Raw genomic sequence first — 10,103 nt, 5'->3', positions numbered from 1 at the left:
TTCACCAGACACGCCCTAATAGCTCAAATGAAAAAAGAGTTGCTGTTAGTGGGTTAAATCGTTTTTGTGCCGATCCTGGGTATCAAACAAAAAAGAAAAGGCGCGGAATGATCCGCGCCGACAGTTATTTTTTTTATGTTAGTCAAAGCCCGTATGGCTTCCCTGTTTTCAAGGGTTTTCTTGATAGCGAAATGCATTTCTTCTTCCAATCGTTTAAAGTTGGATTCTATGTCTGCAAGTTTGGCGTCTATATCATCGAACCGTTTTTCAAATTTCTTTTCCAATCCGTCAAGTCTGGCATTCGTTTTTTGAACGGCCTCCAAAATGGCGTTCAATATTTCTTTATCGCTCATGCCGGTTCCTCCTCGTATCCCCTAAGTTATTCCATTCTACAAGATCATACATTTCTCCCGCTACCTTCAACGGTCATTAAGCAGTTTTTCTCAACTCGTCGAGTGCCTTGCGGGCGTACCATTCACCGCATCCCGCGATCTCCGCCAATTTTCTCCTCCCAGGTAGTCTCCCGTTTTCTTCTTTGAAGCGGCGGGCGATTTCTTTTGCCTGGGCGATCTCCTCAGCTGCGTCACCATCCTCCACCTTGGTAGGAGACTCCACATTACTGGGAGTGGGAGCGGGAGAACCCACTTCGGTGGGAGTGGGCGTCTCCACTTGAGCGGGAGTGGGAGACTCTACAGTATCGGGAGTTTCTCCCGCCTCCTCTCCCAACCCACCACTACCGGGAGACCCCGCGTTGGTGGGAGTGGCATTGGCGGGAATCACCATATTATCGGGAGCGGGAGTCCCGATTTTCTCTCCCGCCCGTTGGAGAATGGCGCGGGAGAGAATCGCCTCCGCCACAATCAGGGAAGCGGGAGTTGCCAGCCCTAACAAAACTCCCGTTATCCCGTACTCCCATCCCGCCGCCACGTTACTCCAAGAGACCAGCGCCACTCCCAGTAGTCCTCCCAACATCGCCGGTACTCCGGGAGAGACTCCCTTCAACCGGGAGACCACAATGTTTAACGCTCCCATCACGAATGTGCATTCACTCCCGATCACCGCCACATGCGCCATCCATCCGTGAAACCCTCCTGATTGGAATAGCTGGATGGAATGGTTGTATGAGACGATCATATTGGCCACCAGCACGATAATAGCTCCTATCACGTTTATGTATCTCACACAATCACCTCCCTGGGATATATGAAGAGCCGGTACGCGACCGGCTCTAGTTGATGTCAAGCGGATGCCTGTTGGCTTTTGTCCTTACGGAAAATGCCCATGAGTCCTCCGATTACCAAGAGGAGAGCAAGAGTGAGATGCAAATCAATCCATCGATCCCAGAGACTAACATCATCTCTATTTTCCTTACCTGGAAAAAGAAAATCAAAGGTGAAAAATGTTCTTCCATAATGTTGAGAGAAGTCAGCCTGGCACATAGGGGCGTATTGTTTTTGGACGAGATGCCTGAGTTTTCCAAAAGTGCATTGGAAGTGCTCCGGCAGCCGCTGGAGGACAGGGAAGTGACCCTGAGACGAGCTCGTGCCGCACTCACGTATCCGGCCGAATTCATGCTGATCTGTTCGATGAATCCCTGTCCTTGCGGATTCTTTGGTTACGAGGAAGACCGCACCTGCACCTGCACACCGCAACAGATCCGACGTTACCGTTCCAAAATTTCGGGTCCGCTGTTGGATCGCATCGATATCCATGTGGAGGTGCCGCGAGTCGATTACCAGACCCTGTCCGCTGAGGAACTTGGTGAATCGTCCGAAGCGATTCGGGAACGCGTCGAACGCGCCCGTGCCGCTCAACGGGAACGATTTGGCGGAACATCGATCCGTTACAATGCCGCCATGCCTCCGTCGTGGATTCGGCGGCACTGTGAGCTGGATTGCGCATCCCGTTCATTGCTCCAACAATCCTTTGACACGTTGGGACTCAGTGCCCGCGCCCACGATCGCATCCTCAAGGTGGCCCGCACCATTGCCGATTTGGCGGGAAGTGAAAAAATCCAATCCGTCCATGTGGCTGAGGCGATTCAGTACCGGTCGCTGGACCGGAAATTTTGGGAGTAGTGCTTTTTGAAAGGAAGAGATACATACAAAAACCCAGCGGAATCACGCTGGGTTTAGTAAGGGAGAAGATCCTGTTGGGTATGTATGGCACCATCATCAGGAAGAAGGATTCATGCAGCTTGTAAAATCCAGAGTCCATGGATACGTAAGACATACAGGCGGCCGTCAAATTTGGGGTGGTGGACGTTAACAAAACATTGAAGGAGGATTCAAATGGATAGAAATACCCGAATGCTTGTCAAGCAAGCTATTGACGAAGAACAGGAAGCGACAATCCAAAAGTTTCGAACTCTCATTCAGTACCCTTTTCATCCAGATGCCAAATTTGTATTGTTGGAAGTAAGAGGACATGGCGGGGATTTTGGTGTCTCTACTACACAAATGGATGGATGGGAAGATCAACTTATGCATAATGCTTACGGAGAACTAGATAATGATTTGCCTATCTTTATCTTCAATGTATATTCAAAATTAGATAAAGACCGTCGGGAGATTCGTGAAGATGAAGAGTTAGTTGAAGAGATTGACGAATTTGCCAAAGAGTACTTTGTTTCATTTTTTCAACGGTGTTTTAATGCAGCAGATGGAAAGAAATCACCCATCCCCATTTACTTGTTTTACCCTAATTCCGGCGATGTCTATGATCTAAAGCAAGAAAAGTGGATTGAAATGGTGTAAGCAATAAAAAGAAACCCGTCTAGGTTGTGAACCTTGGACGGGTTTCTTGAATTTGCTGAAGCTGACTGACAAAAAATAGACGATACATTTTTGGAAGTATTAAAAAAAGGAATAATTATACTGGAATCGTGAAGCTAAGGTCGTTTATTAATGATAACCCGGTGATAAAGAACAATCTTTCCGATTCCGAGCTGTCTGAATTGTTATCCGGAAGAGGAAGTGCTACTCTTATTGAGAGATTAAACAAAAACCCTAAGTTAAAAGAAGAGTTCCTCAAAGTAAATCATGAGTGGATTCGTGAGGGAGAAGATGGGTATGTATGGCACCATTATCAGGAAGAAGGATTCATGCAACTTGTAAAATCCAGGGTTCATGGAAACGTAAGACATACAGGTGGCCGTCAAATTTGGGGCGGTGGACGTTAACAAATCTATAGAAGGAGGATACAAATGGATCAAAAGACCCGAATGCTTGTCAAGCAAGCTATTGACGAAGAACAAGAAGCGACGATCCAAAAGTTTCGAACTCTCATTCAGTACCCTTTTCATCCGGATGCCAAATTTGTATTGTTGGAAGTAAGAGGACATGGCGGGGATTTTGGTGTCTCTACTACACAAATGGATGGATGGGAAGATCAACTTATGCATAATGCTTACGGAGAACTGGATAATGATTTGCCTGGTTTTATCTTCAATGTATATTCAAAATTAGATAAAGACCGTCGGGAGATTCGTAAAGATGATGAGTTAATTGAAGAGATAGACGAATTTTCAAAAGAGTACTTTGTTTCATTTTTCCAACGGTGTTTTAACGCAGCAGATGGAAAAAAATCACCCATCCCCATTTACTTGTTTTACCCTAATTCCGGCGATAGCTATGATTTGAAGCAAGAAAAGTGGGTTGAAATGGAGTAAACAATAAAAAGAAACCCGTCCAGGCTGGATGTATGACACGATGGATGGTGCGAGAGCCCATGGTAACCAAAGTGGTACTTTAGCCGTGTGGAGCAAAGTCGCACAAAAGAGTGGTGTGAAGAAAATGGCACACTATCCCGTAGGGGAGGAATATTCGTTGCAAAGGGTGGAAATCCGCAAGAAACAGATATCGTAACAGCTTCGCTTTCTTGGGTCGCCGCTGGTTTGAAAAGCGGATATAGTGTATTCACCCACACCAAATTTAACTCTTTCTCATCACCTGGTAAAAAGTGAAGAGATGTATCCGGGAATACCGCAGCTTCAACATTTCACGAAAAAACCGGCTGGTGACTTGGCCGGTTTTTTCACATCGGTAGGCTGCATAATTAATTTCCGGTAGTAAACTTACTCCAAAGCTAAAATGGAAAAGACAAACAGGAAAATAAGTATTGAAATAATAGTAATAACCAATCTCTTCATTTTAATACCCCTTAATTTGATCAATTAGTTATGTCTAAAAGTTTGGCCCAGTTTGCTATTAGTTACCATATACAGTCAGTTCAGCCCATCTTTGTAGCATATCGTTAGATCTTGGCCCAACTCATCAAATAGCTTTTTTAGTCTTTCAGGATTATTCACTACGTTTACAATTTGTTGCTTCGATCACACGGTAAAACAGGCGCATAGGGGCGTATTGTTGGACGAGATGCCCGAGTTTTCCAAAAGTGCATTGCAATTGCTCCGGCAGCCGCTGGAGGACAGGGGGAGGGCTTTGTTCCTTTTGCAAGTCCGACAGAATTTGGGTACCATTCCGCTCCCGTGAAACCGGAACACATGTTTTGCAGACCCGTCCTTTTAGCGGGGATCTCCGCCCGGCGCATGAGGGAAAAGTTCACGGTGACGATCCACCCTTCCCCGCTACACCAAAATCCAGTATCCCTCCTCTTGTTCGATCGACCGGACGATCAGCGGTTTTCTGATCGAGTGAATGGCCGACTGGATATGTGCCTTGATGGCGGCGCCGACTCAGATGTTTGTGATATCCATCAAAGTATAACGGTGTAGCCGGTGCATGGTAAGCCATCAGTGAATCGCAGTCATGAAGACACTTTAGTTGCCACTTTTTCAAGTTGCCCCCTGCAATGCATTTTCAAATAAATATTGAATTTCTTACTCATTAAGGTCCGTGGAACATGGGGGGACAGGATTGGCTCTTAATATAATCTTTTAATTTTCGACAAAAAAAGTTCGCTTGTTCTAATGGGCAATCGGCTATATTTTATACTGGGATATTATTTAGTAACAAATAAGAAAAGGAGGGTTGCGGCGATTGAGGAAACAGCAAAACCAGCAATTGTATTTTATGGTTTTTTTGATATTAAAACCACATTACAAGGAAGTTGCATGATGAAAAACGGGGTATCATTACTGGTCATTTTTTGCTTGTGTGTGGCGACGACAGGCTGTAATTGGGTACCCGAAACGTTGAATGGCGTTGGAGCGGCGGAAGAGGGCCAAGTGTTGAATATGGTGGAAAACACGGAACCCGTAAATCTGGACACCGCCAAATATATCGACGACAGTTCCGTCAAAATCATCAACAATGTGATGGAAGGATTGATGCGGCTGGACGCAGACAACCGTCCCCAACCGGCCATAGCGGCTGATTTTCCGGAAATCAGTCCCGATCGGAAGACCTATGTCTTCAAGTTGAGAGAGGCGTACTGGAGCGACGGGGAGCCAGTGACTGCCCATGACTTTGAGTATGCATGGAAACGGGCACTCAATCCTCAAACCAAAAACAAGTATGCCTACATATTCTATCCCATTTTGAATGCTGAGGAATATCACACTGGAAAAGTGAAAGCCGGGAGTGTCGGCGTACAAGCTTTGGACGAACACACCTTGAAGGTACGTTTGAAGAGTCCCACCCCGTATTTCCTCAGTTTGCTGTCATTCATCAGTTATATGCCGCAGAGGAAAGACGTGGTGGAAAAGTATGGAGACCAGTATGCCCGGGACGCGGACAAAATGGTGTATAACGGACCTTTTGTGCTGTCGGAATGGGAACATGAACGAGGTTATCAGCTCACCAAAAATGAGGAGTACTGGGATAAGGACAATGTGCGGCTGAGCCGGGTCAATGTGAAAATCGTCCCACAATCCGACAAGGCGATGCGTTTGTATATGTCCGATCAGGTGGATGTGGTCCCGCTCAGAAACAAACTTGTGGATGTGTTTCAGCCTTCGAAAGAATTTGTTTCGGCGACCAGTGGTACGGTTTACTTTTTGAGGTTTAACGTGCAGAATGATTTCCTGTCGAACCGAAATGTTCGGAAGGCGATCACACTGGCACTTGACCGGGAAGAGCTCACTCATGACGTACTGAAGATCGGCACTCCTGCTTATGCAATAGTACCACCGACCATTCACGGATATGATGGGAATTTCCGTGACCAGGCGGATCGTAAACAGGGGAAATTGGTTTATTATGATGTGAATGAGGCGAGGGAAGCGCTACAAAAAGGGATGGCGGAGCTGGGCATTGATACGCCGCCCACGTTGAAATTGCTTGTCTACGACGATGACAGAAAAATGGTGGCGTTGTACGTGCAGGAACAACTGCAAAAATGCCTGGGTATCCCAGTGGAAATCTCGGTGGAACCGGCCAAGAAAAAAGTGAAGTTGGAAATGGGCGGAAAGTTTGATATGAGTATTTTCCGGTGGACGGCGGATTATGACGATCCCCTGACATTCCTGGATATGTGGGAAACCAAAAACGGCCTGAATTTCGGCAGTTGGACCAATCCTCTTTTTGACCGGATTGTGGAGCAGTCAAAAGAGATGACGGATTATCGATTGCGCAACAAAAACCTGATCGAGGCCGAAAAGCTGTTGCTTGAGGATTATGCCGCCGCACCGCTGTACTATGAGAAAGATTCCTTTTATATGCAAAAGCGTTATGTGAAGAATTTGGTACGCCATCCGGTAGGTTCGGAGTATTCGTTGAAATGGGTGGAAATTCACAAGAAATAGAATCTGCGGCAGAAAAAGGGAAGAGCAAAAAAAGCTCTCCCCTTTTTCTTTGGTTCAAAACAAGGATGTTCTCAAGGATGAGTTCCACAGATACTCTCCGTCATACCAACCACTGAAGGGCCGGTCTTTTTATAAAGAGCGAGCGGGAAAACCCAGCCCTTTAGGGTTGGGATGAAAGCGAGCGTCGGACGCGGGAGGGCTTCAGCCCTCTCGCAAGTCCGACAATTTCCCGTATTTCTCAAGGACCATTTTCATTCCTTCTTCGATCAAGTGCCCATACTTCATATCTTTTTCTACTGCCAGTAACTTGATCTGCTTCAATAAATCAGCATCAACGGTTGTGTGTAATTCAGCACGACCTTCTTTGATTCTTGCCATCATTCATCACCTCTTTCTCATCATATCATGTCGTTGACGACCTAATCAAAAATGATATGATGTCGTTAAGCTACATTAAAGGAGGTGATCATGATGATGAGAACCTACAAATTCAAGCTGGAACCAACAAAAGAGCAAATCGAGAAGATCGAATGGACACTGGGCATGTGTCGCTGGTTATAAAACTCCATGCTTGAACAACGAAAGTTCGCCTGGTGGGCTGTCATGCGCCATCTACTCTATGAAGCCGGACTGGTCGGTAGTAGCTGCTATAGAGTCGAAAGCTGCTACGCTATTGTCATCGAACGGCATGGTCTACAAAGGAGGAAAATTTCCGTGGCCTGCCAAAGGAGAGCTGACTGGTGTTTTTGGCGAGAATCGCGGGGACCATATCCATCAGGGAGTAGACATCGCCGCACCATCTGGCACTCCTATGTATGCAGTGGCAGATGGAGTGGTCAAAATTTCCAAAGCTGATCCGGGCGGATATGGTTGGTACGTGATGATTGACCATGGTGGCGGGGTAACTACGCTGTATGGGCACATGTATCCGGAAACCGTGAAGGTCAAAATCGGTCAGCGTGTGTCAAAGGGACAAATGATCGCACAGGTAGGAAACAACGGTCGTTCGACCGGAGCACACCTACACTTCGAAGTGCGCCAGAACGGGAAGCCAGTTGATCCATTGCAATGGATCGGAAAGTGAGGGGGCAGCATGAGATGTCACCGGTGCTGTCAACACCACTGTTACTGTCGCAGAGAGGATGAAGTGAAAGGATGTTTGGGTTGCTTGGTCATTCTGATGGTCCTTTCAGTTCTCACAACTGTGCTATATCCCTTTTGGGTGTTGATTGCGCACCTGAGCCGCTGATAGCGGCTTTTTTTGTGGGTAAATACCCCGCCTTCTATGGGCAGGTGAGCCGTCCCCGATCGTTGCATGATGTCCGATCTGTCGCAGGTTTGAGCGCCGCGAACGCGGCGCTGTAGCGAGCGACAGCGAGCGTAGCCCGTATCGTCCGGAAGCCGAAGGCTTCCGCCTTGTCTGCCCATTTGCATCGAGCCGATCGCCACGGTAGGGCGTGTCTCGATAGCGGTAGGGCGTCACTTACTACTGACTTTTTCTATTTTGGTTTCCTGTTCGGGCTTCTCATCAGTGCGAACAGGTTTAGCCGGAACGATGGTGGAGATAGCGTGTTTAAAAATCATGTGCTGTTTTCCGTCATTGGATTGCAGCAATACGATGAAAGGGTCAAATCCAATGATTTGTCCCTTCAACTGACAGGGACTTTTCGTTGACGTGTTGCGTTGAGAAATGGGTCTTGAATCACAAACTGCGTCCTCATTCTTTTTCCCCCTTGCGCTTAACCATGATAACACAAAACGAAGGGGTTTTCCCGCCGTCCGTTTCCCGTCGAATTCCACAAAACAAGCGATAATCCTTTTCATTTCGTTCGGGAAACAGGAACAAAACGAATACTGGATCACATCGCTTGTTCACAGGATTAACCAGCTTCATTCCAATAATAATATAGAACGACGGGATTTTTCCCGTCGTTGGGGTAATACCAGCGAAGCTGTCAACAAGGGCAAAGTAGATTTCCATAGAAAGTAAAGATCGAAACTGACCCAATCACAGGACAAATGGGCACTGAGATGAAAAATCATTGAAATAAATTAAATTTCGATATATTATGATATTAATAAAATTAGAAAGGGTTGGTTTAGATGAGCATCCAAAATGGTCGTCTTATTAATAATCTTCAGCTTAGCCATCCTACCATGTTTTCAGCAAGAGGTTTCAGCTGAACAACCGGCTAGTTTCGATATGGTGGTGAAAGACTTCAAATCCGGAGAAGTACTTAGAAAGAGTATAGATCAGAAGGAACTGCGCGCCAAGTTTGAGAAAGAAACAGTGAAAAGGGGAGATGCGCGTTATATCGAGGGGAGCTTTGGTACAGGTAAAACAAAATCTGTTGTTGAACGATCCAATCCGAAAAACAGGATGGATGAGAATCCTATAGGAATCATGTCGGTTATTGGGACCGATAGTAGAGAACAAATAACTAATACTACTTCTTATCCCTATCGAACGATTGTATATATTGAGGTTTCATTTGAAAATGGTAGTGTCGCCAGTTGTTCTGGATGGTTATACGATGATAATACGGTGGCTACAGCGGGGCATTGTGTGTATGATCAAACTAACGGGTGGATCACATCCGCAACAGTAGACCCAGGAAGAAATGGTAACTATTTGCCTTATGGACGGGCTTATGCTACATCGGCACATTCCATCGCCGGTTGGGTAAACGAAGGCCTTGAAGCATACGACTTTGGAGCTCTAAAATTGGATCGTAGCATCGGTAACACAACGGGAACCATGGGTATGAGGGTGGAAGACACCACTTTCAGTTATTTAGGTGAATCCGTGGCAGTTACAGGGTATCCAGGAGACAAGCATGATCAAGGATATTACTATAGTATGTGGAAAGGTCTTGGAACCGTTAAAGATGAAGGTGGACAAGGCAAAATGATCTTCTACGATGTTGACACGGCAAACGGACAAAGTGGAGCACCTGTATATCAATCTTCATCTTCAATAGGCGCAGAAGACCCCGAACCTCTACAGGTCGGGGAGGAATGCGCCCACCCTCCTTTCTATTGACAAACAAGTTTCAATAGATTTCTACAAGTTATTGAAGAAAGGTGGTGAAAGAAAGTATGGAGGTTACTATCACTGCTAAGATAAAGATCCTTCCTGGTGAGGAACAACAAAGATCTTTTGCTGAAAACAATTCGAGCGATTAAAGATGGACTGAACTATGTCTCGGAAGTCGTATATGAAACCAAAGTTCTTGGTCAGGCAAAACTAATTAAAATGACTTACGAAGAACTGCGACTTGGATATGGTCTCCGATCCCAGATGGCTCAAAGTGTAGCCAGGGCTGTCATCGCAAGGAACAAGACTGTCAAATAAAACGGTCATCAATGGACGAAAATCCATTTTAATAAACAGGAG

At 46.1% G+C, this 10,103-nt stretch carries 13 protein-coding genes and 1 pseudogene; 10 read left to right on the top strand and 4 right to left on the bottom strand.

The window, feature by feature from the left end; all coding sequences use genetic code 11:
* Window positions 1-53 precede the first annotated feature (53 nt).
* Both JQC72_RS15980 and JQC72_RS15975 read right to left on the bottom strand, forming a co-directional pair.
* Window positions 54-353, bottom strand: a complete 300-nt coding sequence (locus JQC72_RS15980) for a hypothetical protein (protein WP_205497422.1) — start codon at window positions 351-353, stop codon at window positions 54-56.
* A gap of 76 nt (window positions 354-429) precedes the next feature.
* The gene (locus tag JQC72_RS15975; RefSeq protein ID WP_205497420.1) at window positions 430-1,182 is read right to left on the bottom strand and encodes a hypothetical protein; all 753 of its coding nucleotides are present in this window, start codon (window positions 1,180-1,182) and stop codon (window positions 430-432) included.
* A gap of 53 nt (window positions 1,183-1,235) precedes the next feature.
* On the opposite strand from JQC72_RS15975, the gene JQC72_RS15970 reads away from it, so the two are divergent.
* The 7 genes and pseudogenes from JQC72_RS15970 (at window position 1,236) to JQC72_RS15940 (ending at window position 6,706) form a co-directional block, all read left to right on the top strand.
* Window positions 1,236-2,078: a YifB family Mg chelatase-like AAA ATPase gene (locus JQC72_RS15970; RefSeq protein ID WP_335342491.1), complete on the top strand. Its 843-nt coding sequence runs from the start codon at window positions 1,236-1,238 to the stop codon at window positions 2,076-2,078.
* Window positions 2,079-2,097: 19 nt separating this feature from the next.
* Window positions 2,098-2,268 carry an HNH endonuclease gene (locus JQC72_RS15965; RefSeq protein ID WP_205497424.1) on the top strand — a complete coding sequence of 57 codons (171 nt, stop codon included), beginning with the start codon at window positions 2,098-2,100 and terminating at the stop codon, window positions 2,266-2,268.
* Between the two features lie 23 nt (window positions 2,269-2,291).
* Complete coding sequence (locus JQC72_RS15960; protein WP_205497418.1) at window positions 2,292-2,756, top strand: hypothetical protein; 465 nt, start codon at window positions 2,292-2,294, stop codon at window positions 2,754-2,756.
* 128 nt (window positions 2,757-2,884) lie between these two features.
* Complete coding sequence (locus JQC72_RS16925; RefSeq protein ID WP_419179882.1) at window positions 2,885-3,181, top strand: HNH endonuclease; 297 nt, start codon at window positions 2,885-2,887, stop codon at window positions 3,179-3,181.
* A gap of 24 nt (window positions 3,182-3,205) precedes the next feature.
* A complete protein-coding gene (locus JQC72_RS15950; RefSeq protein ID WP_205497414.1) occupies window positions 3,206-3,670 on the top strand; it encodes a hypothetical protein in 465 nt (154 codons plus the stop codon).
* 670 nt (window positions 3,671-4,340) lie between these two features.
* Window positions 4,341-4,433: pseudogene (locus tag JQC72_RS15945) on the top strand (ATP-binding protein); the annotation flags it as partial.
* A gap of 644 nt (window positions 4,434-5,077) precedes the next feature.
* A complete protein-coding gene (locus JQC72_RS15940) occupies window positions 5,078-6,706 on the top strand; it encodes a peptide ABC transporter substrate-binding protein (RefSeq protein WP_205497412.1) in 1,629 nt (542 codons plus the stop codon).
* Between the two features lie 201 nt (window positions 6,707-6,907).
* Here the strand turns inward: JQC72_RS15940 and JQC72_RS15935 are convergent, their stop codons facing one another.
* Complete coding sequence (locus JQC72_RS15935; protein ID WP_205497410.1) at window positions 6,908-7,084, bottom strand: hypothetical protein; 177 nt, start codon at window positions 7,082-7,084, stop codon at window positions 6,908-6,910.
* Between the two features lie 93 nt (window positions 7,085-7,177).
* Between JQC72_RS15935 and JQC72_RS15930 the strand changes: the two genes are divergently transcribed.
* The gene (locus JQC72_RS15930; RefSeq protein WP_205497408.1) at window positions 7,178-7,267 is read left to right on the top strand and encodes a helix-turn-helix domain-containing protein; all 90 of its coding nucleotides are present in this window, start codon (window positions 7,178-7,180) and stop codon (window positions 7,265-7,267) included.
* A gap of 58 nt (window positions 7,268-7,325) precedes the next feature.
* Entirely contained in the window at window positions 7,326-7,790 is a 465-nt protein-coding gene (locus JQC72_RS15925) for a murein hydrolase activator EnvC family protein (RefSeq protein WP_205497406.1), read from the top strand.
* 395 nt (window positions 7,791-8,185) lie between these two features.
* Here JQC72_RS15925 and JQC72_RS15920 read toward each other — a convergent pair whose 3' ends face one another.
* Window positions 8,186-8,506, bottom strand: a complete 321-nt coding sequence (locus JQC72_RS15920; protein ID WP_335342490.1) for an RNA chaperone Hfq — start codon at window positions 8,504-8,506, stop codon at window positions 8,186-8,188.
* 316 nt (window positions 8,507-8,822) lie between these two features.
* On the opposite strand from JQC72_RS15920, the gene JQC72_RS15915 reads away from it, so the two are divergent.
* On the top strand, window positions 8,823-9,749 hold the full coding sequence (locus JQC72_RS15915) for a trypsin-like serine peptidase (RefSeq protein WP_205497402.1): 927 nt from the start codon (window positions 8,823-8,825) through the stop codon (window positions 9,747-9,749).
* Window positions 9,750-10,103: the final 354 nt, after the last annotated feature.

The organism is Polycladomyces zharkentensis (assembly GCF_016938855.1).
Classification (GTDB): domain Bacteria; phylum Bacillota; class Bacilli; order Thermoactinomycetales; family JIR-001; genus Polycladomyces; species Polycladomyces zharkentensis.
The sequence above is the reverse complement of the archived record's forward strand: the minus strand, read 5'-3'. Positions and strand labels throughout refer to the sequence as shown.